We start from the raw sequence: 24,918 nt of genomic DNA on the forward strand, positions 1-24,918 counted from the left end.
CTCAGCGGATACGCTTTGGGCCAGTTTGCCTTGCAAGGAGATTTAGCGGATGAAACAGCGACTCATCCGGGCTATCACTGGCCTTTGTCTCACGGCTTCACTGACCTGGCTCGATGGCGGATTCCTTGTGTCTACCGAGCGTGGCTTGGCATTTCATCCCTCGATGGTAGCCCATGCGAGTGCTGAGGCCGTTATTCGGGCCGAGCTGTCACGTTTGCTACGCGATCCGGAATTCCAGACTCGGGCCATCCGTCAGATGGAAGTGCCGCCCGGTCAGGAAGCTGTCTATCTCGAGCATATGGAAAAGGCGTGGGGCAATGATGCGGTGATGTCCGTCTTCCTCGACGATCTCCTTCAGCTCATCGAGGTGATGCAGCTGGATGACCGCGAGGCTCGGCGCAACCTGACACGCAACTTCGCTTCGGCATGGTTCCAGGAGAAATCGTTCAATGGAGTCCGCAGGCTGAAAAGTGAGGAGCAGCGCGAATTCTTTCGCTTTGCTCTCCTGCTGACGAAAGTGGTCTCGACAGAGCATTGTGCCGCCATAGCGCGAGAGGAGCTATCGGCTCCCGAGCTAGCCCGTGTGGAGATTCAGGGGTTCAGTGTCCTTCCGACAGCCACCCTCCGCGCCTACCTGGGGATTCTACGCAAAGCATTGATTGCTGAAGTCACCGAACACCCTCCCGTCCCTACGCTGGGGCCCTCCGAACGCATGGTGGTGGAGGAGACCATAGGCGCTCAGCTGTTCGCAGCTCTGGGAAACCACCCTAACGGCGAGCGGTTGGCCTTGGGCCTGGATAATCAGGCCTATCTCTCCGACGCGGAACTCTGCGAGCTGAACACGATGATTCTCGATCTCGCGGTGGAAGAGCGGGGGCAGATTGGGGAGTGGGTGATTCGCTACATGTTGCTCTAGCCAGCGCGCGCCTGTTGATACGCCCGTGGCGGGGCACGGATCGGGGCACGTGTCGGTGGACTTTGTGTTGAATACCGCCCAGGCCTCCCTTATCAACGTGTTCGCAGGACATTGAGACCGCCGTCGTTATGTGTTTGTCAGCGGGCTATATGGTTGATGCCGGCGGTATGTCTGTCGGTTTGGGGGCAAACTGGCCATGACCGAGATAGGAAAGGAAGTTTATGCCGCTTGCTGCATTGCTTGAACGTGTTTCACTCACTTTCCGTAGGCAGTCGGTGCCGGCCCATTCGGGGGTTGTGACCTTTGATCTCGGCCCCGCAACGGGTTATCCACTCAAGCTCCATCTGTCGACATGGCAGTCAGACGAGCCATTTCGGTGGGAGAGTGAGGCTGATTCCGTCACGATTGCCAGCGGCGCTTTTCTTGAGCCGCCGGGTATCGCCTGGGAGTTGTTGCTGGCCACTGAGGGCGAGGCGTTGCTGCAGGGCATGCCTGTGTCGGTGCGCAAGGTCATCGCCTCAGCCCCTTTTCTGGGGGTGGAGCTGGCCCAGGTGTGCGGGCAACTTCAGGCTGCCAGAGACTTGGCTTCGACTTCGCCGCTGCTGCTGATCCTGCTCGTCGACCGAGCCAGTGCCACCGGCATGCCGCAGGCTGATTTCGCCGAGTGGCTGACGCAGAAACAGGCAGTGCTCTGTGCCGCAGTAGACTTACCGGCCAGCAAGGCCACGGCCAAGTTACTCAGTCGGTGTACCTTGCGACCCATGATTCGTCGTGAACTGCTCGAGCTCAAGCGTTGCCTGAACACTCCTCAAGGTACGGCGCTGCTGCGGCACCATGCTCCGCTATGCCTGGAGCACTTTATTTTCCTGTCGCATTATGAGGGTACTTACTGGCCGGGCCTATTACCGGTCGTCGATGGTATTCTGGAGAACCAGCGATCGCAGCCGGGACAGTCGGTCTGGCTTCACCGCCAGCTGGCCGATATCGAGGGGATGCTTGGCGATGATCGGCAGGCGCTGCGCCGGGTTATGAGTCTGGAGGCGTTCCAGAGGCTTCATGATCGTCTCCTGGATCACTTCAACGACCAGATCAATCAGGTCGGCAGAGCCAAGCTGGCATCCGAGCTGCGAGTTCAGTATGGCGGTTACCCGCCAGCTCCCATCCCCGGCCATGAAGATATTTTGCCCATCACCTCATGGGAAGCTCTATTGCAGGAAGGGCAGAGGATGGGCCACTGCGTCGGCTCATACCACAAGTCAGTGGCAGCCGGCCGAGTGGCCATATATCACCTGAGGGCTCCCGAGGCGGTCACGATTGCAATTTCCCCCCAGGCCGATGGCTGGGTGCTCAGAGAAGCCAAGGCGCGCTTCAATGAAATGCCGACAGGGGATGCGATGCGCCGTATCGGACAATGGATGGATCAACTGACCGATACATAGAGTGCCCTGATACCATCCTCGCTAACCGGCTAAAAATGGCCTTATGGAATGCTGGTGGCCTAATTAGGAGAGATGGTGACTAGCCAGGGTCAAAAAATCTCCCATATATACTATGTTAAGGGTGTGTCCGCCTGGCGGATTTCATTAAGCATTTCTCTGTAATCGTCAATGAGCATCGACAGTTGGAAAATCATTCGATCTAACTCAACTGCTTTCCCATAAAGGTAGGCGAACTCGCAAGGGATGCGTGATTTTACAGCTTCGTCCAGATTTTCGCCGTGAGGGTTGAAAATTTTACCAAAAGGACCTGAATTATCTATTACAAGAATCTCATAGTTAACGTTGGAGTCTGCCTGTTGATACGGGTGATGGCTCCTTAGAATAGTTTTTGTAAAGCCTAATTGTATTTTTCTTTTTAATAAATTATAATCAAGGCCAATCAAATTGGCAGACATTTCTTCCTTGAAGTTTTGGATGCGTCTTGCCACTTCAAATATCCTATCTTCCAAAATAGCTAGTTCGATTATCCCATTTCTTTCCAAAAGTGTGCTCTGCCTAGAAAGTGGGTGGTACCAACTGTTTAGATGGTTGATCAAGCGGTCAAAGAATTTACTACTTACCCCCCAGAAACGGATGAACTCACTCTTTTCAGCAAGTCCTTCAGCACCATCTTCTTTGTATTTTTCAAATAATTCTTCCCTGAGTGTTTTAGCCTTGAAATTAAGCCATGAGGGTGAGGATTGCTGTAGCTGATGCCGATGCCTTTTTGATAGACGGTAATAAAAGGCTAGATTTATGTCAATATCTTTTATTCCATCTAAAAAAGACACAGCCTTGTTATATTCTACGCGTTTAATTTCATGAGTTATATATTTTTCAGGGTGTAGGAAGTTCATCGCGTGATGGAAGGCCCTTCTTAAATTAGGCGTAATTGCGGCATAAGAGGGTGCCGCTTGATCCGATAATAAATCCCTACATCTGGTTTGCAGGTTGTGAATGGTTGCCACCTCGACCTCAATGCCGCTTTCCTGTGCTAAAACCTCGATAGACTTTGTTTGTGGAGGGGGTGCAGAAGTATCGCAGATGAAGAGAACGGTCAGGTGGTTTATTTTTTTATAGCCCTCTTTGTTCTTGCGTTTAGCCTCGGCTGTTCTGCTAAGCGAATCTTTAACTTTATGATTATTGGGAGGCTGGGAGGTTATCTGATAAGCAATCTTTCCCGAGGCGTCAAGTAAATCAATGCCTGCTGAGAAACTCCCATATCTGTCGTTCATGTTGTATAGGTTATACCCATATAAATGATTCAGAATTCCTATATAAAAATACTCTGCATGCTTGGCTTTATCAGTCAGTCCTCTAGCATTGGAACTTCTGATGGATTCACCATGGTTTTTCAGTATATCGCAAAGAGCGTCAGCGTATTCCGCCATAGTCATCCCTATAAAATCATGGTGAGAACGTTGCATGCTCATCCTTTTAGTTTGTCTTTATAAATTTGATCAGGTATAAGAGGAAACTTTCTGACTCCCCCTGCTCGCAGATTGCACAATAATATACTGATATGGTGACCAGAAGGCAACAGACGAGACGGGAGCTTTGGTAGGAATGGCCATCCGTTGGTAGTCTCCGGTCAAAACATATCGGTAGAACAAGAGTGTGGAGTTTTTCATGCTTACTAATGTCGACTATAAACCAGGAAAGAAAAATTTCCGATTGAAAAAAAGAGGAAGCGTGCGACCAGCAACTGTGCTAATGCCGTGATGAATTACACGGATTGCGCCCCCCCCGGCTCGTTCCTAGCCCGGGGGCCGGGCTGCTCCGGGCTTCGGCCCTTCGGGCTGGCTGCGCCACCCTGCGCATCCCTGGCGCTCTTGCGCTCCGCGCGCTGACGGCTTTGCCTGTTCGTTCCACACACGCTCCACCCCGGCGGGGCCGGCTCGTGCCTCGCCCGCCCCTCAACCCCACCGTGCCGGCTGACGCCCGCACGGCCTGGCTCGGCCAGCGCTTCGCGCACGCCTCACCGAAACCTTCGCTCCGGCGCAAGCTCGTTCCTCGCACGCGCCTGGGCTGATCCACAACCCTATCACTGTCGGGCGCAAGCGCCTGCTTGTCTGTTTCCCCGGCTGCCCGCGGCGAAAACCCAAGACCCGCTTCGCCTGCGAGGCATCCGGGGGCCGGTCCGCCTACCCCCGCGTCCGGCCCCCGGTGGGGGCAGCGTGGGTGCTCCGCTCCGGCCGTTGGGTATGGGCGCAGCGCATGGCGCGCCGGGGCAGCAATCCTGCTCCGGCCTGTGTGTGCATTCCGGTCGTTTCGCGCGCCCAGGCCGTGGCTGCCTGGTGGTTGCTGCATCGCCAGGGCTGGCAATGCTGGCCACGGCCGGGCAAGCGCACTGGGGCGCCGGCCGAGCTCAAGGTGGTCATTCCGCCGGGCTGGTCGTTGGCCCAGGTGCGCAGGGTACTGGTATGGCTGGCCCCGTAGCCTTCATCGGCGGGCGGCGGTTGTTGCCGAGCGCCGCCGCCCACGTCCAGGCGCTGGCCGCGCAGCTCAACGGCCGGGGTTTCACCTTGATCACCGGGTATTGCACCGGTGCCGATCAGGCCGTCATCGAAGCGGCTCTGGCCGGTCGTGTTCCGGTGGCGGCCTTGCAGGTCATGGCGGCCTTCAGCCCGGGCGGGCAGGGCGCCTGCCCGGTGTCGGCCCTCGCCCAGGTCGAGTCCTTTGCCGCCCAGGGCGGCACTGTGTCCTGGTGGGCGGGTGGCGGCCCCGGCATCTCCCTTCGGCAGCGCCTCCGCGGCCGCGCCCATGCCGAGAGCATCGGCCTGAGAGTTCATCGGGCACACAGCTGGCTGGAACGAGCAGAGCAATGACGATGAGGATGGCCGCTTCATCTTCCTGTGGATCGCCTTCAATGCCGCCTACGACAACGATATCGAAGAGCGACGCATCTTCGAGGCGCGCCGACTCGGTGGCTTTCTCGCACGTCTGGATTCACTGGACGACCAGAGCCGCCTTTACGTACTGGTCTGGAACCGCTACCCGGAAGCCATCCGGCTTCTGCTGGACAATCACTTCGTCTTTCAGCCCTTCTTGGATCACCAGAACAACCTGACCGGCAGTGAGGACTGGGAAGACCGCTTCGCCAGTGCCAAGCGTGTGGCCCATGCGTCGCTGGCAAAGCAGGATACCGGAACGGTGCCGAGCATCGTCTTCCAGCGGCTCTATACCCTGCGCAACCAGCTAATCCACGGCAGTGCGATCTGGAACAGCTCGGTGAAACGCGATCAGATCCGGGACACCAACGGCATGCTCGGTGACATTGTGCCGTCCATCATCGAGATCCTGCTGGACAACGCCTGAACTCACAGGGATGACGCTTGCAACGTGGTTAGTTATTCGATCACAGTTACATGTCACTCCACTCACCCCAATCGGGAAGTTCACATCGCTTCATCAAGGCACTAACAAGATAACTCCACCTCGTCACAAATCTTTCAGTTGAGCTTCGACGTCCACAGCCAATTCGGGCGCGAGTTGTCGAAGCTCAAGCTGTCGGTCTCGCAAAATGTTCGGGGACCCATCCAGATCAACCATGGCACAACATTCCTCCAGTGCCCGGAATAGCTGGTCGACGGTTCGGACTTGGCCTATATACCCTCTATTTTGTCGCCCCATCTCGTCCTCGATGTAGCTCCAGACTGCAAGGTCCCCACTTCGATATCGTCCCAAGAAAACATATGAACACCAAGATGATAGCATCGTAAACTGCTCGCCTTGGGTCAGGAGGAGCTGCTTTTTCGGTCGGTTCGGCATGTCGTTCCAGTCTCCTTCGTTGTCACGGCCTTCGCTGATTAACTCTAATGCTCGCATTGAAAGTTTTCCAAATAAGAGGTAGAGCGATGATACATCACTTTTTCCAATTATTAAGTTATAATGGAGATATTGCCATCCGAGAGGATCGCCTCATGACAAGCAAGCCATTACCACCTAAGCAGGACCGATTTGTCGAAGAGTATCTCCTTGACCTGAACGCTACCCAGGCGGCCATCCGGGCCGGTTACAGTTCTAAGACGGCCTATCGCACTGGCGCCGATCTCCTCAAGAAACCTCAGATCCACCAATTGATAGATCAGTACAAAATGGAGCGTAGCCAGCGGGTTCAGATGGATGCCAGTCGCGTCCTTGAGCGCCTGACTGAGATTGACGCGATGGATGTCGCCGACATTCTTGATGATGACGGCCGCCTGTTACCAATAAAGCAATGGCCCAGTGTTTGGCGGCGATATGTCACCTCGGTCGACGTCAGTGAGCTGGCGGAAGGAGTTGGTGATGAGCGCCAAGTCATTGGCTTTCTCAAGAAGATCAGGTGGCCTGATAAGTTGAAGAATTTGGAGATGATCGGGCGGCACGTTTCTGTCCAAGCATGGAAGGAGCAGCGGGAGTTTTCTGGCGAGCTGCAGCTGACCCATGAAGAGGCCCTGGATCAGCTGAGTTGAATGCTCTGGCCAGGCATGGGGCATGATCCCCGGCCTGGCTTCTCATCGACTGGCTCTAGAGCATCACTCGCCACGCTGGTGCCCCAATGTCTGGTTCGGGGGTGGGGCGTTCAGCACTCGAGCCAAACTGTACTGAAGCCTGAAGCTGATCTGGCTTTGCCATGCCCTCAAGCCTGTCCGAAGGGATCGTCAGTTATGTCTGTGACCTTCAAAGGGTTTCTGCGCCACGCCTGAGCAGGTCTCGGCACGGCAGGAGTTCGGAAGCTTTGGCTGGATGTGCTTCTGGGGGAGAGGAGGAAGAGGCCTCCCCACGTTGCTTCCTGTTTCCGATGCTTGCTACCTATTTGCTACCTAAAATCTCGGCAATGAAAAACGGCCACCGCTCTGATGAGCTAAGTGGCCGTTTTTACTGGAATTTTTGGTCGGAGTAGCAGGATTCGAACCTACGACCTCTGCCTCCCGAAGGCAGCGCTCTACCAAGCTGAGCTATACTCCGATTCTTTCTCGTGTCGTGCCTTTGACAACCGACGTGGCGTATTATACGCAAGCCTTGCCGCCATGCAAGCCTCTGAGCGGCTTTACGTGGCTCAGGTCTGCCGGTCGACGGCTGTGCGGGCGAGCTGGGCCATGCTGTCGCGGAAGGGACTTTCGGGTAGGGCGTCGAGCTGTGCCAGGGCCTTGTCGGCCATCTCTTCTGCGCGGGCCCGGGTGTAGTCCAGAGCGCCCGTGTCGTGCACGATTGCCAGTACCTCGTCCAGGTGCTCGAGGCCACCCTTGCGGATGGCCTGGCGGATCAGGTCTCGCTGCTCGGTAGTGCCGGCGGCCATGGCCTGGATCAGCGGCAGGGTTGGCTTGCCCTCGGCCAGGTCGTCGCCCACGTTCTTGCCCATGGCCTCGGCGTCGCCTTCATAGTCGAGCAGGTCATCGATCAGCTGGAAAGCGAGACCCAGGTAGCGGCCGTAGTGCTGCATTGCCGTTTCCTGCTCCAGGCTGGCATCGGCGAGGATAGCGCCGCTGTGGGAGGCGGCCTCGAAGAGCATGGCGGTCTTGCCCTGGATGGTCTCGAAGTAGGCTTTCTCATCGGTGTCAGGATTGCCCACGTTGGTGAGCTGCTGCACTTCGCCCTCGGCGATGGTGCAGGTGGCCCGCGAGAGCACATCCATGATGCGCATGGAACCCACTTCTACCATCATCTGGAAGGAGCGCGAGTAGAGGAAGTCGCCCACCAGTACCGAGGGGGCGTTGCCCCAGGCATCGTTGGCCGTGGCCTTGCCGCGGCGCATGTGAGACTCGTCGACTACGTCGTCATGCAGCAGCGTCGAGGTGTGCATGAACTCGATCAGGGTGGCCAGAGTGATGTGCCGTTCGCCCTGGTAGCCCAGCGAGCGCGCCGCCAGCAGCACCAGCAGCGGACGCAGCCGCTTGCCGCCGCTCTCGATGATATACTGGCCGATAGTTTCCACCAGCGGGATGCGCGAGGCGAGCTGGGCCATGATCGTGCGGTTCACGGCGAGGAAGTCATCGGCGACCGGGGCATGGAGCTGCGACGCGAGAGCGGGGCTGGATGACTGTGGCGGTGCGGCGTTGGCTGGCATGGAGGCGGTTTCGACGAGTAATGGGTGCCGGGGCGAGAGGCGCCCCTTCTGGCTTCGGGTTGCCGGTCATGCTATGGGCCCCCCATGGGGGCGTCAAGCTGGAGCTGGTGGGCCTTCGGCCGGGTTGGCCGCATCGCTTTCGGAGCCTGGTTCACGGGTTGTACGGTCGTTCTCCCGCGGTTATAATCCGCGACCCACTCATCATGCTCCCTGTCAGATGGCTGCCGGAAGGGGCGCCACTCGCAGCAGGTCGATGAAGAGCCAATACCCGATGAGTCCTGGAGAGAAAAGCATGTACGCAGTTATCAAGAGCGGTGGCAAGCAGTACCGCGTTCAGGAAGGCCAGACGCTTAAGCTCGAGAAGCTGGAAGTGCCGACCGGCGACACCATCGAGTTCGACGAGGTCCTGCTGGTGGGTAACGACGAGGACGTCACCGTTGGCGCCCCGCTGGTTGATGGTGCCAAGGTGGCCGCCGAGGTCGTCTCCCATGGCCGTGGTGACAAGATCACCATCATCAAGTTCCGTCGTCGTAAGCACTCCATGAAGCGTCAGGGCCACCGTCAGTGGTTCACTGAAGTCAAGATCACCGGGATCTCCGCGTAAGCGGCTGCTCCCCTGAACGAGCGAGGACTTTGCAATGGCTCATAAGAAGGCAGCGGGCTCTACCCGTAACGGTCGCGACAGCGAATCCAAACGCCTAGGCGTCAAGCTGTTTGGCGGTCAGGTCGTCAACCCCGGCAACATCATCGTGCGTCAGCGTGGCACCAAGTTCCATGCCGGCACCGGCGTTGGAATCGGCAAGGACCACACGCTGTTCGCGCTGGACGAGGGTGTGGTCAAGTTCGAGACCAAGGGTCCGAAGAACCGCAAGTTCGTCAGTATCGTCTCTGCCTGAGACCCCTGATGCTTGCAGCGAGAAGGCCCCGCCCAGGCGGGGCCTTCTTGTACTTATATGATGGCGGCGGGGCGGCATGGGCCGTCAGGAGAGTAAGAGATGCAGTTCGTCGACGAAGCCTCGATCATCGTGGAAGCCGGCAAGGGCGGTAACGGCTGCCTGAGCTTCCGCCGCGAGAAGTACGTGCCCAAGGGTGGCCCTGACGGCGGCGATGGTGGTCATGGCGGTACCGTCTACCTGATCGGTGACGATGCCCTCAATACCCTCATCGATTTCAAGTACCAGCGCTTCTACAAGGCGCAGAACGGCCAGCCCGGTATGGGGCGGCAGATGAGCGGGCGCGCCGGCGACGACCTGCACGTCAAGGTGCCGGTGGGCACCACGGTGATCGACGAGGACACCCTCGAGGTGATTGCTGATGTCACCGAGATTGGTCAGGTCGTGCCGGTTGCCCAGGGCGGACGCCGGGGGCTTGGCAACATTCACTTCAAGTCCTCCACCAACCGGGCGCCGCGGCGAACCACGCCGGGCACCGAGGGTGAGCGCCGCAACCTGCGCTTCGAGATGAAGGTGATGGCCGACGTCGGCCTGCTGGGTCAGCCCAATGCCGGCAAGTCGACATTGATCCGCGCCGTCTCGGCGGCCAAGCCCAAGGTGGCCAACTATCCGTTCACGACCCTGGTGCCCAACCTGGGCGTGGTGAAGCTTGGCCTGCACGAGCATTTCGTGATGGCCGACGTGCCCGGCCTGATCGAGGGCGCCTCCGATGGCGCCGGCCTGGGGCTGCGCTTCCTCAAGCACCTGACCCGCACCCGGCTGCTGTTCCATGTGGTGGATGTGGCACCCTTCGACGAGTCCGATCCCGTAGAGGCCGCCGAGGCGATCATTCATGAGCTCGGTGAGTTCTCGCCGGCGCTGGCCGAGCTGCCGCGCTGGTTGGTGCTCAACAAGCTCGACCTGCTGCCGGCCGATGAGCGCGAGGCAGTAGTCGACGAGATCGTCCGTCGGCTTGGCTGGGAGGGGCCGGTATTCCGCATTTCGGCGATTTCCAGCGACGGCACCGAGGCCCTGGTGCAGGCCGCCCATCGCTGGCTTACCGAACAGCGACGCCTCGAGAACGAGGATGAAGAGGCCGCCGAGCGTGCCCGCGAGATGCGGGCGCGCATGGAGGACGAGGCGGTGGCGCGCACCGAAGCCCGCCTGGGTCGCAAGCGCAAGCGTGACGACGAGGATGACGACGATTTCGATGATGACGATTACGACGTCGAGATCGAATATGCGCCGTGATGAAGTAGACTGATGATAAGTGGATCGGATGGGAGGTGCCGCATGAGCGCGCTATTGAGTCGAATCACGATCGACCCTGCCCAGTGTGGGGGCAGACCCTGCATTCGCGGCATGCGTATTCGAGTCGTGGATGTGCTCGACCTTCTGGCTCTGGGGCTGAGTAGCCACGAGGTAATAGAAGAGCTCCCTGATCTTGAGCCTGAGGACATCCTAGCGGTTTTGCTGTATGCGGCACGTCGTCTCGACCATCCAGTGCTGGCCGCATGATCCTTTGGGTTGATGCTCAGCTTTCCCCGCATCTTGCCCCTTGGATTACCGAACAATTGGGGGTAGAGGCTTATTCGGCTCGCTGGCTCGGATACCGCGACGCGTCAGATGAAGTGATATTTACCGCTGCCAGGCAGTCCGATGTCGTAGTGCTTACCAAGGATCGGGATTTTCCTGATCTCCTGGAGAGGTATGGTCCTCCGCCGAAAGTAATCTGGGTGACCATGGGTAATACGACCAATGCCCGGTTGCGTGAGGTTCTCCAGCGTCTTCTCCCCGCGGCACTTGAGCTAGTGATCAAGGGTGAGTCTCTGGTGGAGCTGAGCGATCGCTACTAGTTAGTCTCCCCACGTAACTTCAGGAATCAAGATGACGGAAGGGGTTGTAAATCCCGGCCGCGAGGCTCTGGTTGGTGCCCGCCGGGTGGTGGTGAAGATCGGCAGCGCGCTGCTGACCAATGACGGCCGCGCGCTGGACGAGGTGGCCATCGGCGGCTGGGTGGATCAGATCGCCGAACTGCATCACCGGGGCATCGAAGTGGTGCTGGTCTCCTCCGGTGCGGTGGCCGCCGGCATGGCGCGCCTGGGCTGGCAGGTCCGGCCCTCGGCGGTCCACGAGCTCCAGGCCGCAGCAGCGGTGGGCCAGAACGGCCTCACCGAGTGCTATGAGGGCCACTTCGCCCGTCACGGCCTGCTCACCGCCCAGGTACTACTCACTCACGACGACCTCTCCAACCGCAAGCGCTACCTCAATGCCCGCTCGGCACTCCGCACCCTGGTCGCCCTGGGAGTGGTGCCGGTGGTCAACGAGAACGACACTGTGGTCACTGACGAGATCCGCTTCGGCGACAACGACACCCTGGGCGCCTTGGTGGCCAATCTGCTTGAGGCCGATGCCCTGGTGATCCTCACCGACCAGGAGGGGTTGTTCGATGCTGACCCGCGCGGAAACCCTGACGCGCGTCTGATTGCCGAGGGGCGTGCCGACGATCCGAGCCTGGTCGCGGTGGCCGGCGGCGGCGGCGTGCTCGGTCGCGGTGGTATGGCCACCAAGGTGCGGGCAGCCCAGCTGGCGGCCCGTTCCGGCGCGGTCACGGTGATCGCCAGCGGTCGTCAGCCGGCGGTGCTCGGCCGCCTGGCCGAGGGTGAGCGGCTGGGCACTCTGCTGCTCCCCGAGCAGGCACCCATGGCGGCGCGCAAGCGCTGGCTGGCGGGGCAGCTGCAGGTGCGTGGCACCCTGACCCTGGATGCCGGCGCGGTGAGGGTGCTCAAGAGCAGCGGGTCCAGCCTGCTGGCGGTGGGAGTGACCGCGGTCAGTGGTCAGTTCCGCCGCGGCGACATGGTGCTCTGTGTCGACGAGCAGGGGCGTCGCGTGGCCAAGGGACTGGTCAACTACGGCGCCGACGAGGCCCGCCTGCTGGTTGGCAAGCCCAGCCACCAGATCGAGGCCATCCTCGGCTACATGGAATCGCCGGAGCTGATCCACCGCGACAACCTGGTGGTGCTCTAGCACCGTCGCAGGAACTATGGCAAGCACGGGGTTGGCGTGATAGGATGCGCCATCCTCTCAGATACGGCCCCTGAGCGACTGCGTCGAAACAGCGCAGCCGGCAACATGGCCAAGCCGGTGGGGATTTTTTATTTCCCTGCTGGATCAAACAGTTATCAAGCGTCGCCCATAGATGGCGACCACAACTTTCTCCAAGGAGACAGTCAGTGGCGAACAGCAAGCAAGCCCGCAAGCGTGCCCGTCAGGCAGAAGGTCGTCGTGTCCTGAAGGCGAGCCAGCGCAGCATGGTCCGCACCTACATCAAGAACGTCGTCAAGGCCATCAACGGCGGTGACCACGCCCAGGCCATGGACGCCTTCAAGCAGGCGCAGCCGGTCATCGACCGTATCGCCGACAAGGACGTGCTCTCCAAGAAGAAGGCCGCGCGCCTGAAGAGCCGCCTGAACAAGCGCATCAAGGCACTCGCGGCGTAAGCCAGCCGAGCGCCCGCAAAAAAACCGGCTGCGGCCGGTTTTTTTGTGCCCGCGATTCTTGCCGAGTGCCCATCGAGGGTGCCGAACGAGGAAGAGACGGTGACGGATCACGAACAGCCGCCCGAGCCCCGGGACGATGAACCCCAGACACCAGATGGTCCGCTTCGTCCGCCGGCCGTAAATAGCCATGACCGCGTGGTGGCGCCCAAGGCGGGTGGCCTGATGCGTTCCGGCCTGGTGGTCAGCATGATGACCATGCTCTCGCGGGTGATGGGGCTGGCGCGTGACGTGGTGATCGCCACCCTGTTCGGTGCCGGTGACGGGGCGGACGCTTTCTTTGTCGCCTTCAAGATTCCCAACTTCCTGCGCCGTCTGTTCGCCGAGGGGGCCTTCAACCAGGCCTTCGTGCCGGTGTTGTCGGAATATGCCACCCGGGGCAGCAAGCGCGAGGTGAAGGAGCTGCTCGATGCGGTAGCCGGCAGCCTGACGGCGGTGCTGGCGCTGATCACGGCGCTGGCCATGCTGGCCTCGCCCTGGCTGGTGTGGGTCTTCGCCCCCGGCTTTGGCCGCGACCCGGAAAAGCTGGCGCTGACCGCCGATATGCTGCGGCTCACCTTTCCCTATCTGCTGCTGATCTCGCTCACCGCCTTCGCCGGCAGTACGCTCAACACCTGGAACCGCTTTGCCGTGCCGGCCTTCACCCCGGTGCTGCTCAACCTGTCGCTGATCGCTGCAGCGGTCCTGCTTACGCCGCTGTTCGAGGAACCGGCCATGGCGCTGGCCTGGGGCGTGCTGATCGCCGGCGGTGCCCAGTTGGCCTTCCAGGTACCCTTCCTGGCGAGGCTGGGGTTGTTGCCGCGGCCGTGGCCCGACTTCGCCCACAGCGGCGTGCGGCGCATCCTGCGGCTGATGGCACCGGCGCTGTTCGGCGTCTCGGTCTCGCAGATCAACTTGCTGCTCGACACCGTGCTGGCCTCGTTGCTGGCGGCGGGCAGCGTCTCCTGGCTCTACTACTCGGATCGCCTGGTGGAGCTGCCGCTGGGCGTGTTCGGCATCGCCATCGGCACGGTGATCCTGCCGGCGCTCTCCAGGCGCCATGCCGAGCAGTCCGGCGAGCATTTCGCCGCCATGCTCGACTGGGCGATCCGTACCGTTCTGCTGCTGGGGCTTCCGGCGGCCCTGGCCCTGGCCGTGTTGGCCGAGCCGTTGCTGATCGCGCTGTTCCACTACGGCGCCATGACCGAGCACGACATCGCCATGGCGGCGATGAGCCTCAGGGCCTATGCGTTCGGGTTGGTGGCCTTCATGCTGATCAAGGTACTGGCACCGGGCTTCTTCGCTCGCCAGAACACCGTCACGCCGGTGAAGGTGGGCATCATCGCCATGGTTGCCAACATGGTCTTCAACCTGATCCTGGTCTGGTCCCTGGCCCATGCCGGCCTGGCACTGGCCACGGCGCTCTCGGCCTTCCTCAACGCCGGCCTGCTGGGCTGGCTGCTGCGCCGGGAGGGCGTGCTGGTCTTCCAGCCCGGCTGGGGGCGCTACGCGGTGCAGCTGCTTGGTGGTTGCACGGTGATGGGGGTGGGTCTGGCCTGGCTGGCCCCCGAGTGGCAGGCCTGGCTCGATTGGAGCGTCTGGGTTCGCGCTGGCTGGCTGGCGGTGCTGGTGGCGGCCGGGGTGGCGGTCTACTTCGCCTGGCTGGCGGCCTTCGGGGTGCGCCTTCGGCATTTCCGGATGAAGGGGTGAAGGCATACCCACTAATCGCCGTGCAAGCACAGCTCCAACAAGAAATGCAAAGACCAAGTCGGCCCGGCTGTCAAGGGGCCGGCTCTCCGGTATAATCGCACCTTTTATGACCAATTCCCCGGCAAGCGGAGCCCTGGCAACGCCATGCGAGTGATTCGAGGACTGCACAACCTGCGTGACGAGGATCGCGGCTGCGTGGCCACCATCGGCAACTTCGATGGCGTGCACCGCGGGCATCGGGCGATCCTCGACCAGTGCCGCGAGCATGCCGCTCGGCTCGGCCTGCCGGTGACCGTGGTGGTCTTCGAGCCACAGCCGCGGGAGTTCTTTGCCGGCGACCAGGCACCGCCGCGGCTGAACCGGTTGCGCGACAAGGTGGCGCTGCTCGGCGAGTGCGGGGTCGACCGTGTTCTCTGCCTGCCCTTCAACGATGCCCTGCGCAGCCTGACCGCCCTGGAATTCATCGAGCAAGTGCTGGTGGACGGCCTGGGCGTGCGTCACCTGGTGGTGGGCGACGACTTCCGCTTCGGTTGCGATCGCCGCGGCGATTTTCACCTGCTCACCGAGGTGGGCGTGACACACGGCTTCGGCGTCGAACACACTCGCACCTTCACCATCGACGGCGAACGGGTTTCCAGCACCCGGGTGCGCACCTTGCTGGACAGCGGCAATTTCGCTGCCGCGGCGCGCCTGCTGGGTCGCGTCTACCGGCTGGGCGGCCGGGTGGTGCCCGACCGCCAGCTCGGCCGCACCATCGGCGTGCCCACCGCCAACCTGCCGCAACCGGCCCTGTCGCTGGCCCTGCAGGGTGTCTATGCGGTGGTCACCGAGCTCCCCGATGGGCGCTACCTGCCCGGTGTGGCCAATATCGGCTGGCGTCCCACGGTGGGCAGCGAGCGGCCGGTACTCGAGGTGCATCTCTTCGACTTCGACGGTGACCTCTACGGCGAGCGCCTGACGGTGTTCCCCTGCGCCAAGCTGCGCGGCGAGGTCAAGTTCGCCCACTTCGACGAGCTCAAGACCCAGATTCGTGCCGACCAGGCGCGCGCCCGGGAATACTTTTTACAACACCCCGCTGCTGGTGCCGTTCTACAGCACCCCGCTGCCGGTGCTCACTTTCTAGAGCACCCCGCTGCCGGTGCTTGTTCCGCCACACACCCCGACGCGACGGCTACCGCGGGCGACGGCAGCGATGATTCTCTTCCTCTGGCATCGGCGCCGCTGGCGCGCGAGGCCGTGACTTCCGATTCCTCGGCGGGCTCACCCGCCGACCACGACGACGGCTGACCCCCAGGATATGAGCGACTACAAGCACACTCTGAACCTGCCAGAAACCGACTTCCCCATGCGCGGCATGCTCCCGAAAAAGGAACCTGCCCGGGTGGCGCAGTGGAAGGAGATGGACCTTTACCATCGCCTGCGCGAGGAGCGCCAGGGCAGGGAGCTGTTCGTGCTGCACGACGGCCCTCCCTACGCCAACGGCAGCATCCACATCGGTCACGCCGTCAACAAGATCCTCAAGGACATCATCGTCAAGTCGAAGAACCTGGCCGGCTTCGATGCCCCCTACGTGCCCGGCTGGGACTGCCACGGCCTGCCCATCGAGCACAAGGTGGAGACCACCCACGGCAAGCACCTCGAGCCCGGCAAGGCCCGCGAGCTGTGCCGCGAGTACGCCGCCGAGCAGATTCATGGCCAGCTCGCCGACTTCGTGCGCCTGGGCGTGATCGGCGACTGGGACAACCCCTACCGCTCCATGGACTACGCCAACGAGGCCGGCGAGATCCGCGCCCTGGCCGACATGGTCGAGGCGGGCTATGTCTTCAAGGGGCTGAAACCCGTCAACTGGTGCTTCGACTGCGGCTCGGCGCTGGCCGAGGCCGAGGTGGAGTACCAGGACAAGAAGTCCGACGCCATCGACGTGGCCTTCCCGGCGGAAGACGCCGGCCGCCTGGCTGCCGCCTTCGGCCTCGAAACACTGGCCAAGCCTGCCGCCATCGTGATCTGGACGACCACGCCCTGGACCATCCCCGCCAACCAGGCGCTCAACATGCACCCCGAGTTCACCTATGCCCTGGTGGATACCGGCGAGCGGCTGCTGGTGCTCGCCGAGGAACTGGTGGAGTCGTGCCTCGAGCGCTTCGGGCTGGAAGGCGAGATCGTCGCCACTGCCACCGGCGAACGCTTCGACGGACTCGAATTTCGGCACCCTTTTTATGACCGTCTGTCGCCGGTCTACCTGGCCGATTATGTCGAGGTCGAGGTCGGCAGCACCGGCATCGTTCACTCGGCACCGGCCTACGGCGTCGACGACTTCGTCACCTGCCGCGAGCACGGCATGACCTTCGACGAGATCGAGAGCCCGGTACAGAGTAATGGCGTCTATGTGGATGATCTGCCGTTCTTCGGCGGCCAGATGATCTGGAAGGCCAACCTGCAGATCGTCGCCAAGCTCGACGAGGTGAGCGCGCTGATGGCCCATCAGACCATCACCCACAGCTACATGCACTGCTGGCGCCACAAGACACCGGTGATCTACCGCGCCACCGCCCAGTGGTTCGTGGGCATGGACCTCGAGGGCCGCGACGGCAAGACCCTGCGTGAGCGGGCCCTCGCCGGTATCGAGGCGACCACCTTCACGCCGGCCTGGGGCCAGGCGCGCCTGCACAGCATGATCGCCAACCGCCCGGACTGGTGCATCTCGCGCCAGCGCAACTGGGGCGTGCCGATTCCCTTCTTCCTGCACAAGGCGACCGGTGAGCTGCACCCGCGCACCGTGGAGCTGATGGAGCAGGCCGCCCGGCGCGTGGAGCAGGAGGGCATCGATGCCTGGTTCCGCCTCGATCCCGCGGAGCTACTGGGCGAGGAGGCCGCGGACTACGACAAGGTCACCGACACCCTGGATGTCTGGTTCGACTCCGGCACCACCCATCGCCACGTGCTGCGCGGCTCGCACCCCCACGGCCACGAGAACGGCCCGCGTGCCGATCTCTACCTGGAAGGCTCCGACCAGCACCGCGGCTGGTTCCACTCCTCGCTGCTGACCGGCTGCGCCATCGACGGCCATCCGCCGTATCGCGGCCTGCTCACCCACGGCTTCACCGTGGACGCCCATGGCCGCAAGATGTCCAAGTCGGTGGGCAACGTGGTGGCGCCCCAGGAGGTAATGGACAAGCTCGGCGCCGACATCCTGCGCCTGTGGGTGGCCTCCACCGACTACGGCGGTGAGATGGCGGTCTCCGATGAGATCCTCAAGCGCACCGCCGACGTCTACCGGCGCATCCGCAACACCTCGCGCTTTTTGCTGGCCAACCTCAACGGCTTCGAGCCGGAACGCGATGCCGTGCCGTTCAAGGACATGCTGGCGCTGGATCAGTGGGTGGTGGACCGTGCCGCCCAGCTGCAGGCGCGCATCGAGACGGCCTATGAAGAGTACCGCTTTCTCGATGTCTACCAGCAGGTGCACGGCTTCTGTGCTCGCGAACTGGGCGGCTTCTATCTGGACGTGATCAAGGATCGCCAGTACACCACCCAGGCCGACTCCGTGGCACGCCGCAGCGCCCAGACCGCGCTTTATCAGGTGGTGGAGGCGCTGGTGCGCTGGGTGGCGCCGATTCTCTCGTTCACCGCGGAGGAGATCTTCGAAAATATCCCGGGCAAGCGCGGCGAGAGCGTGCTGCTGGCCGAGTACTACACGGCGCTCGATACGCTGGCGGACGACGCCGCCATGGGCCGCGACTTCTGGGAGCAGGTGCTCGAGGTCAAGCAGGCCGTGAACAAGTGCCTGGAGGATGCCCGCAACGCCAAGACCATCAAGGGCAGCCTGGCCGCCGAGGTCACCCTCTATGTGGACGACGCCCTGCGCGCCACGCTCGCCAAGCTGGGCGACGAGCTGCGCTTCGTGATGCTCACCAGCGAGGTGCGCCTGGCGCCGCTCGGCCAGGGTGAGGACGCGGAGGCCACCGAGCTTGAGGGGTTGAAGGTGGCCGTGGTCGAGAGCCCCAACAACAAGTGCGAGCGCTGCTGGCACCACCGCGACGACGTGGGCACCCACCCCGCGCATCCGGACCTCTGCGGGCGCTGCATCGGCAATCTTCCGGACGGCCCCGGCGAAACGCGGCAGTTTGCCTGAGGGCCCCTGGAGGATATGTCGATGTCCGAAGGACGCGAGGCGAGCATGAGCGACAGCCGGAAAGAGCACCACGAGGTGGCGCCCATGCATCGCCCGCTGCGCTGGCTGTGGCTGGCGCTGGCGGTGGTCGTGCTGGACCTGGCCACCAAGTATCTGGCCAGCGGGCTGCTCGACTACGCTCGGCCGGTGGAAGTGCTGCCGTTCTTCAACCTGACGCTGCTGCACAACACCGGCGCGGCCTTCAGCTTCCTGGCCGGCCACCCCGGCTGGCAGCGCTGGTTCTTCGCGACCATCGCCGTAGGCGCGAGCATCGGCCTGACGGTGTGGATGCGTCGCCTCAAGGCCGACGAGACGCTGCTGGCCGTGTCGCTGGCGCTGATCATCGGCGGGGCGCTTGGCAACCTCTACGACCGGCTGGTGCACGGCTATGTGGTGGACTTCCTCTCCTTCCATGCGGCCGGCTGGTACTACCCGGCCTTCAACGTGGCGGACATCGGCATCACCCTGGGGGCAATTGGCCTGATCTGGGAATCGCTGTTCGGCGAGAAGCGCCGAGCGCGCCGCCGTGGCTGAGGAACCCGCACGCCGTTCGGCCGTCCAAGCAGCCATTATCTTCGCGAATTTTATGCACGCTTCGAGAGACACGCCATGAGCAACCAGGAATCCCAGGGCCTTCGCATCGACGAGGGCATGGAAGTGACACTGCACTTCACCCTCAGCCTGGAAGACGGCACCGTGGTGGATTCCACCCGTGACAAGCAGGCCGCCACCTTCCAGGTGGGCGATGGCAACCTGCCGCCCGGCTTCGAGCATCCCCTCAAGGGGCTGGCGAGCGGCGAGACCGGCAGCTTCGAGATCAGCCCCGAACACGCCTTCGGCCAGCACAACCCGCAGAACATCCAGCTGCTCAAGCGTGACGACTTCGAGGGAGAGGAGCCGGAGGTGGGCATGGTGATGTCTTTCGCCGATGCCGCCGGTGGCGAGCTGCCCGGCGTGATCAAGCACATCGAGGGCGAGCAGGTGGAAGTGGACTTCAACCACCCCCTGGCGGGGCGTACCCTGACCTTCGAAGTCGAGGTCATCGATGTGAAACCCGCCACCACCCATTGAGGTGGCCGCATGAACGAAGAAGAAACGGCCGGCAAGAGCGATTTCGATTCCCCTTGGAAGGAGGCGCTGGAATACTATTTCCCGCAGTTCCTTGAGCTGCTGTTGCCCGAGATGCATCGCGAGATCGACTGGCATCGCCCGCATGAGTTTCTCGACAAGGAACTCCAGCAGGTGGTGCGCGACAGCGATGCCGGGCGGCGCCATGCCGACAAGCTGGTCAAGGTGTTCACCCTGGATGGCAGCGAGACCTGGGTGCTCATCCACGTCGAGGTGCAGGGCAAGGCCGATCGCCGTTTCAATGCCCGGATGTACCGCTATTACTACCGGCTTCAGGATAAGTACCCCTATCAGCGCCTCGCCAGTGTGGCGATCCTGACCGACGAGGCAAACCATCAAGCCATCGGTTACCATGAGCAGCAGCTCTGGCAGACCCGGTTGACCTTCAGCTTCCCGGTGGTGGAGCTGCAGCATGTGGGGCGGGATCGTCAGTCATTGGAGAACAGTGCCAACCCCTTTGCTGTCATAGTATTGGCGCAGCTGGAGGCGCACCGGACCAAGGGCAATGATCAGGACCGGCTGGTCACCAAGTTCAGCCTGATGAAGCGCCTGTATCAGCATGGCTTTACGCGGGTTGAAGTATTGGAGCTGTTGCGTTTGATCGACTGGATGCTGGCCTTGCCGCCGGCGTTGGAGGAGAAGCTGGAAGCCCAGATGGCTCGCTTCGAGGAGGAAATACAGATGTCATATGTCACATCGTTTGAACGCATCGCCGAAAAGCGCGGCAACCAAGGCGGGCGCGTAGAGCTGCTGTTCAAGCTGCTGACGCTGAAATTCGGTGAGCTGCCGAGTGACATAGAAGCAAGGTTGGCGCGAGCTGAAGTGGACGAGATTGATCGATGGGCTGAGCGTGTCCTGACTGCCAATAGCTTGGACGAAATTTTCGACTGACGCATCAAGGCAATTCCATGCAACCCAACACCATGCAAATCAGGCTGGCCAACCCGCGCGGCTTCTGCGCCGGCGTCGACCGCGCCATCGATATCGTCAACGGCGCGCTGGATGCGTTCGGCCCGCCGATCTATGTCCGCCACGAGGTGGTTCACAATCGCTTCGTGGTCGACAGCCTGCGCGAGCGCGGAGCAGTGTTCGTCGAGGAGCTCGAGGAAGTGCCCGACGACGTCATCGTGATCTTCTCGGCCCACGGCGTCTCGCGTGCCGTGCAGGCCGAAGCCGAGCGTCGCGGCCTCAAGGTGTTCGATGCCACCTGCCCGCTGGTCACCAAGGTGCACCTGGAGGTACTGCGCTACGCTCGCCGGGGCCAGGAGTGCATCCTGATCGGCCATGAAGGCCATCCCGAGGTGGAAGGCACCATGGGGCGCTACGATACCGCCCAAGGTGGGCAGATCTATCTGGTCGAGGACGAGGAAGACGTGGCCAACCTTGAGGTGAAGGACCCGAGCCAGCTGGCCTTTGTTACCCAGACGACGCTCTCGATGGATGACACCGCCCGAGTGATCGACGCCCTGCGCGCCAAGTTTCCCGAGATCCAGGGCCCGCGCAAGGACGACATCTGCTACGCCACCCAGAACCGCCAGGACGCCGTACGCGAGCTGGCGGACGGTGCCGACCTGGTGCTGGTGGTGGGCAGCCCCAACAGCTCCAACTCCAACCGGCTGCGCGAGCTCTCCGAGCGTATCGGCACCCCGGCCTACCTGGTCGACAGCGAGGAACAGGTCGACCCGGCGTGGCTGGAAGGCGTCAGCGTCATCGGCATCACCGCCGGCGCCAGTGCCCCCGAGGTACTGGTCAAGGGCGTGATCGAACGGCTGCAGGCACTGGGCGCCACCGCCCCCGAGGAAATCGCCGGCCGCGAAGAGACCATCACCTTCTCGATGCCGAAGGAGCTGCGCGAAAGGGTGATTGCCAGCGATTAGGAGCGAGGTACGGCGCTAAGCCAGCTTTTGCCAGTGGGTGACATCTTGAATTTCAGCCAAATCCTCCTGCTCCGCTTGTTGCGTCTTATAAAGGTCCCATCTGACTTGCAGATTGAGCCAAAAATCAGCAGAGACACCAAAAAAACGCGCCAACCTCAGCGCTGTACTTGGCGTGATACCACGCTTTTGATTAACCAACTCATTAACCCGCTGGTAAGGAACATGAATAGCATCAGCCAGTTCACGCTGTGTGATATTCATGGGGCGCAGAAACTCTTCTACCAGCATTTCGCCGGGATGTATCGGCTGCCTATGGGTAGGGATGCGGATCATATTTCACCTCTAGTGGTAGGGTGCCGGATGATTGATCGGCCGCTTGCAGCTGAGCGCCACGGTGCCCGAGGTGAGACTATCACCTTCTCGATGCCGAAGGAGCTGCGCGAGCGCGTCATCGCCAGCGAGTAGCACAGTTATTGTAGGAGCGCTGCTTGCAGCGCGATCCATCGCGTAGCGATGGCGATGCCTGCCGGCGGCATGTTTCTAAAGAGGCCGTAGGCTCGGTAAGCGCCAGCGCACCGGGCGCAAGGATGGCAGCAGCTGAACCGGTGGGCGCGCTCGGTCCGGCGTCCCGGCTTGCAGCGCGATCCATCGCGCAGCGATGGCGATGCTGACCCCTTGCACCGAACCATCCGTTCGCCTCAGCCGCCCGCCCGGCGCCGCCCAGGCAGGATTCATGCTACGATGTAAGCAGTCGCTAACCCCGATGGCATGGCATTTTTGGTTATGCACCCTATCGGAATGCCGCCGCTTGATACATACTGAAACAAATGCCTTGACTCACAGGGAGACGCATCGCGTGACCCCCAAGCGCAAAGGATCCAGGCCTCACGGCCCGACAGGCAGCACCCGGCATAGCGCCGGCTTCACGCTCATCGAACTGATGATTGCGGTAGCTATTATCGGCATTCTGGCATCGATTGCGTATCCGAGTTATCAGAATTATGTGAAGAACGCTCGTGTGAGCGATGGGCAAGCCAAGTTAATGGACCTCGCCGGGCAGCTGGAGCGGTGTTTTACAAACGAATATTCGTACGAAAACTGTGTCAGCCTGCCTACGGACTCAGAAGATGGCTATTATCGGATCACCGGCTCGACGACCGCTTCTACTTATACCTTGACCGCCACTCATACGGGCAATCAGGTAAAAGATGCCTGCAAAACGATGACCATTAGTCAGACCGGTCAAACGACACCCGACTCGGGATGCTGGTGAGGCGATGCGAAATCATGGTTTTACGTTAATCGAGCTATTGGTCACTATCGCCGTAATGGTTATCATGGCAACCATCGCTGTTCCTAGTTTTCAGAGCATGATGGCTTCTAGTCGTGTGGCGTCCGACTACAACCAAGTGCTGTCCGGTCTTAACTACGCGAGAAGCGAGGCCGTCAAGAAGCGAAGTGACGTGACCTTTACTGTGACTCAGGAAGAACCATGGATATACCAGGTATCGGATGATGATGGTGTACTTCGACAGCGCAGCGCTAAAGACAGTCGGACCTCGTTGTCCGAAGACTTTTCTGTGAAGTTTGGCCCTCTTGGCAAGCCGACAGGTCCTTGTTCAAGTGGGTGTGATTTAACGCTGGGAAACAAGTATTCGGGAGTGAGTGATCGTACCATCAACATAAGCGTCATGGGGCGAGTCGGAGGAGGTTCTTGATGCACAATGAGACTTTGCGCCAACGCGGCTTTACATTGATCGAGGCGTTGGTGGCCTTGCTGGTGCTATCTATCGGACTGCTAGGTGTGGCGGCCATGCAGCTCGAGGCGATGCAGGGCGCGCACGCTGCTTATCAGCGTTCCATTGCTTCCCTGGCGGCGCAGGATGCGCAGGAGAGGCTGTGGGCACAGTTGGCTATAAATTCGCAGGGCTCCAGCAGTATAATATGTCTTACGGCTGCCCAAGTTGATGTTATTGAAAGTGATTGGGAGGGTGTTTGGTCGACTTATTTACCTGGGCTTGATGAGTCGCCTATTGATATTGCCAATATTGGCAATTGTGAGTTTGGCATAACCGTTTCGTGGGCAGAGGCCCGGCTTGAAGATCAAGACGAAGGCTCTACATCTTTCAGCTACTCCGTTAGATTGCCCGGGGAGTGATGATGATGAAGCGTAACAGTGGTTTCTCCCTTGTCGAGCTGATGGTGGCATTGGTGATTGGCCTGATCATCATTCTGGGTGCCGGCCAGCTCTTTCTGACGGTTTTTCAGACCAATCGCCAGGTCGAGACGCTTAGCGAAAAACAGGCGGCGGTAAATTTTGCGGTTGAGACTTTACTGAGAGACGTGCGACGTGCCAATTCAGGTACGATAGACTGGGCTGATAACGAGTTATCTTTAACGGTTCCTAATCGTGGCGATGTTATTACTGGCTGTGATCCCGGTGATGATGTTGAGAAAGTTTACTCTTTAGATGGACAAAGCCTGCGCGTTGCTCAGAAGTGTAATGGACCACTAGGTATCCCACAGCCTATAGTTTCTGCTCTGGATTCAGATGGTCCAAAAGGTGGGTTCGAGGTCGATGATTCAGAATCTGCGGATGGTATATTTATTGTCTACCTTGATTTGGTTGCAACCGATAGCAGCGGTGATTCGGACGAATTGGTTTTTTATGCTGTAAATCGCACTGCTGCGGTTGGTGGTGGTACAGGCGGTGGTGATACCGGTGGCGGCGATGGCACCGATGGCACCGATGGCACCGATGGCACCGATGGCACCGATGGCACCGATGGCACCGATGGCACCGATGGCACCGATGGCACCGATGGCACCGATGGCACCGATGGCACTGATGGCACTGATGGCACTGATGGCACTGATGGCACTGATGGCACTGATGGCACTGATGGCGGAGATAATGGCGAACCAGTGAATGACTGTACATGCACACGAAAAGGCAATAGCGGTAATTTCGGTGGTGAAGGCGTGACAGGCTGCGATGACGATTGCTGTGATCTAGCCTTGGATGAGGGTGAGGGCTGTAGTGGTAATGGTTGTCATTTCTCTTTCCCGACTGCCAAATACTGCCCAGTCGAGTAATATGACTTTTGTACTAAAGATTGGG

27 protein-coding genes and 1 tRNA gene are annotated in these 24,918 nt (G+C 60.8%); 24 read left to right on the forward strand and 4 right to left on the reverse strand.

Annotated elements, in window-relative coordinates:
- Positions 1-49: 49 nt before the first annotated feature.
- Together U5L98_RS16600 and U5L98_RS16605 are read left to right on the forward strand one after the other, a co-directional pair.
- The gene (locus U5L98_RS16600) at positions 50-916 is read left to right on the forward strand and encodes a hypothetical protein (protein WP_322559380.1); all 867 of its coding nucleotides are present in this window, start codon (positions 50-52) and stop codon (positions 914-916) included.
- Between the two features lie 221 nt (positions 917-1,137).
- Positions 1,138-2,355, forward strand: coding sequence for a PcfJ domain-containing protein (locus tag U5L98_RS16605; RefSeq protein WP_322559381.1), 1,218 nt, complete (start codon positions 1,138-1,140; stop codon positions 2,353-2,355).
- A 110-nt stretch (positions 2,356-2,465) separates the two neighbouring features.
- Here the strand turns inward: U5L98_RS16605 and U5L98_RS16610 are convergent, their stop codons facing one another.
- Positions 2,466-3,821: an SMEK domain-containing protein gene (locus U5L98_RS16610; RefSeq protein ID WP_322559382.1), complete on the reverse strand. Its 1,356-nt coding sequence runs from the start codon at positions 3,819-3,821 to the stop codon at positions 2,466-2,468.
- A gap of 790 nt (positions 3,822-4,611) precedes the next feature.
- Here U5L98_RS16610 and U5L98_RS16615 point away from each other — a divergent pair.
- From U5L98_RS16615 to U5L98_RS16630, 4 genes are all read left to right on the forward strand, one after another.
- A complete protein-coding gene (locus tag U5L98_RS16615) occupies positions 4,612-4,833 on the forward strand; it encodes a hypothetical protein (protein ID WP_322559383.1) in 222 nt (73 codons plus the stop codon).
- The gene (locus U5L98_RS16620) at positions 4,818-5,222 is read left to right on the forward strand and encodes a hypothetical protein (RefSeq protein WP_322559384.1); all 405 of its coding nucleotides are present in this window, start codon (positions 4,818-4,820) and stop codon (positions 5,220-5,222) included. Before U5L98_RS16615 ends, U5L98_RS16620 begins: the two co-directional genes overlap by 16 nt.
- A 220-nt stretch (positions 5,223-5,442) precedes the next feature.
- Positions 5,443-5,712 (forward strand): hypothetical protein, encoded by a 270-nt coding sequence (locus tag U5L98_RS19095; RefSeq protein ID WP_416208271.1) that lies wholly within the window; start codon positions 5,443-5,445, stop codon positions 5,710-5,712.
- 539 nt (positions 5,713-6,251) lie between these two features.
- Positions 6,252-6,848, forward strand: a complete 597-nt coding sequence (locus U5L98_RS16630; protein WP_322559385.1) for a terminase small subunit — start codon at positions 6,252-6,254, stop codon at positions 6,846-6,848.
- Between the two features lie 419 nt (positions 6,849-7,267).
- Here the strand turns inward: U5L98_RS16630 and U5L98_RS16635 are convergent.
- Positions 7,268-7,344, reverse strand: a tRNA-Pro gene (locus U5L98_RS16635).
- A 91-nt stretch (positions 7,345-7,435) separates the two neighbouring features.
- The gene (gene ispB, locus U5L98_RS16640) at positions 7,436-8,443 is read right to left on the reverse strand and encodes an octaprenyl diphosphate synthase (RefSeq protein WP_322559386.1); all 1,008 of its coding nucleotides are present in this window, start codon (positions 8,441-8,443) and stop codon (positions 7,436-7,438) included.
- Between the two features lie 292 nt (positions 8,444-8,735).
- Between ispB and rplU the strand changes: the two genes are divergently transcribed.
- The 14 genes from rplU (at position 8,736) to ispH (ending at position 21,797) form a co-directional block, all read left to right on the forward strand.
- Entirely contained in the window at positions 8,736-9,047 is a 312-nt protein-coding gene (gene rplU / locus U5L98_RS16645) for a 50S ribosomal protein L21 (protein ID WP_151442391.1), read from the forward strand.
- A 34-nt stretch (positions 9,048-9,081) separates the two neighbouring features.
- The gene (gene rpmA, locus U5L98_RS16650; RefSeq protein ID WP_089714316.1) at positions 9,082-9,339 is read left to right on the forward strand and encodes a 50S ribosomal protein L27; all 258 of its coding nucleotides are present in this window, start codon (positions 9,082-9,084) and stop codon (positions 9,337-9,339) included.
- Between the two features lie 99 nt (positions 9,340-9,438).
- Positions 9,439-10,626, forward strand: a complete 1,188-nt coding sequence (gene cgtA / locus U5L98_RS16655; RefSeq protein WP_322559387.1) for an Obg family GTPase CgtA — start codon at positions 9,439-9,441, stop codon at positions 10,624-10,626.
- A 42-nt stretch (positions 10,627-10,668) separates the two neighbouring features.
- A complete protein-coding gene (locus U5L98_RS16660; protein WP_322559388.1) occupies positions 10,669-10,893 on the forward strand; it encodes a DUF433 domain-containing protein in 225 nt (74 codons plus the stop codon).
- Positions 10,890-11,231: a DUF5615 family PIN-like protein gene (locus U5L98_RS19100; protein ID WP_416208272.1), complete on the forward strand. Its 342-nt coding sequence runs from the start codon at positions 10,890-10,892 to the stop codon at positions 11,229-11,231. The genes U5L98_RS16660 and U5L98_RS19100 overlap by 4 nt, the downstream gene beginning before the upstream one ends.
- Before the next feature lie 31 nt (positions 11,232-11,262).
- On the forward strand, positions 11,263-12,402 hold the full coding sequence (proB, locus tag U5L98_RS16665; protein ID WP_322559389.1) for a glutamate 5-kinase: 1,140 nt from the start codon (positions 11,263-11,265) through the stop codon (positions 12,400-12,402).
- 206 nt (positions 12,403-12,608) lie between these two features.
- Positions 12,609-12,875 (forward strand): 30S ribosomal protein S20, encoded by a 267-nt coding sequence (gene rpsT / locus U5L98_RS16670; protein ID WP_151442387.1) that lies wholly within the window; start codon positions 12,609-12,611, stop codon positions 12,873-12,875.
- A 222-nt stretch (positions 12,876-13,097) separates the two neighbouring features.
- Positions 13,098-14,621, forward strand: a complete 1,524-nt coding sequence (gene murJ / locus U5L98_RS16675) for a murein biosynthesis integral membrane protein MurJ (RefSeq protein WP_322559460.1) — start codon at positions 13,098-13,100, stop codon at positions 14,619-14,621.
- Between the two features lie 144 nt (positions 14,622-14,765).
- The gene (gene ribF, locus U5L98_RS16680) at positions 14,766-15,908 is read left to right on the forward strand and encodes a bifunctional riboflavin kinase/FAD synthetase (RefSeq protein ID WP_322559390.1); all 1,143 of its coding nucleotides are present in this window, start codon (positions 14,766-14,768) and stop codon (positions 15,906-15,908) included.
- 10 nt (positions 15,909-15,918) lie between these two features.
- The gene (gene ileS / locus U5L98_RS16685; protein WP_322559391.1) at positions 15,919-18,753 is read left to right on the forward strand and encodes an isoleucine--tRNA ligase; all 2,835 of its coding nucleotides are present in this window, start codon (positions 15,919-15,921) and stop codon (positions 18,751-18,753) included.
- An 84-nt stretch (positions 18,754-18,837) separates the two neighbouring features.
- Positions 18,838-19,326 carry a signal peptidase II gene (gene lspA, locus U5L98_RS16690; RefSeq protein WP_322559461.1) on the forward strand — a complete coding sequence of 163 codons (489 nt, stop codon included), beginning with the start codon at positions 18,838-18,840 and terminating at the stop codon, positions 19,324-19,326.
- Positions 19,327-19,401: 75 nt separating this feature from the next.
- Positions 19,402-19,863 (forward strand): FKBP-type peptidyl-prolyl cis-trans isomerase, encoded by a 462-nt coding sequence (gene fkpB / locus U5L98_RS16695; protein ID WP_322559392.1) that lies wholly within the window; start codon positions 19,402-19,404, stop codon positions 19,861-19,863.
- A 9-nt stretch (positions 19,864-19,872) separates the two neighbouring features.
- Complete coding sequence (locus U5L98_RS16700; RefSeq protein WP_322559393.1) at positions 19,873-20,811, forward strand: hypothetical protein; 939 nt, start codon at positions 19,873-19,875, stop codon at positions 20,809-20,811.
- Positions 20,812-20,828: 17 nt separating this feature from the next.
- Positions 20,829-21,797, forward strand: coding sequence for a 4-hydroxy-3-methylbut-2-enyl diphosphate reductase (ispH, locus tag U5L98_RS16705; RefSeq protein ID WP_322559394.1), 969 nt, complete (start codon positions 20,829-20,831; stop codon positions 21,795-21,797).
- Between the two features lie 15 nt (positions 21,798-21,812).
- Here the strand turns inward: ispH and U5L98_RS16710 are convergent, their stop codons facing one another.
- Complete coding sequence (locus U5L98_RS16710; protein WP_322559395.1) at positions 21,813-22,130, reverse strand: HigA family addiction module antitoxin; 318 nt, start codon at positions 22,128-22,130, stop codon at positions 21,813-21,815.
- Positions 22,131-22,653: 523 nt separating this feature from the next.
- Here U5L98_RS16710 and U5L98_RS16715 point away from each other — a divergent pair.
- Genes U5L98_RS16715 through U5L98_RS16725 form a run of 4 tightly spaced genes read left to right on the forward strand, consistent with a single transcriptional unit; the run spans position 22,654 to position 24,893 of the window.
- The gene (locus U5L98_RS16715) at positions 22,654-23,070 is read left to right on the forward strand and encodes a type IV pilin protein (RefSeq protein WP_322559396.1); all 417 of its coding nucleotides are present in this window, start codon (positions 22,654-22,656) and stop codon (positions 23,068-23,070) included.
- 4 nt (positions 23,071-23,074) lie between these two features.
- Positions 23,075-23,515 (forward strand): GspH/FimT family pseudopilin, encoded by a 441-nt coding sequence (locus tag U5L98_RS19105; protein ID WP_416208273.1) that lies wholly within the window; start codon positions 23,075-23,077, stop codon positions 23,513-23,515.
- Positions 23,515-23,955, forward strand: a complete 441-nt coding sequence (gene pilV / locus U5L98_RS16720; RefSeq protein WP_322559397.1) for a type IV pilus modification protein PilV — start codon at positions 23,515-23,517, stop codon at positions 23,953-23,955. The genes U5L98_RS19105 and pilV overlap by 1 nt, the downstream gene beginning before the upstream one ends.
- 2 nt (positions 23,956-23,957) lie before the next feature.
- Complete coding sequence (locus U5L98_RS16725) at positions 23,958-24,893, forward strand: PilW family protein (RefSeq protein ID WP_322559398.1); 936 nt, start codon at positions 23,958-23,960, stop codon at positions 24,891-24,893.
- The last annotated feature ends 25 nt before the right edge of the window (positions 24,894-24,918 follow it).

The sequence above is a fragment of the Halomonas sp. genome (genome assembly GCF_034520545.1).
In the GTDB taxonomy this organism is placed as follows: Bacteria; Pseudomonadota; Gammaproteobacteria; order Pseudomonadales; family Halomonadaceae; genus Halomonas.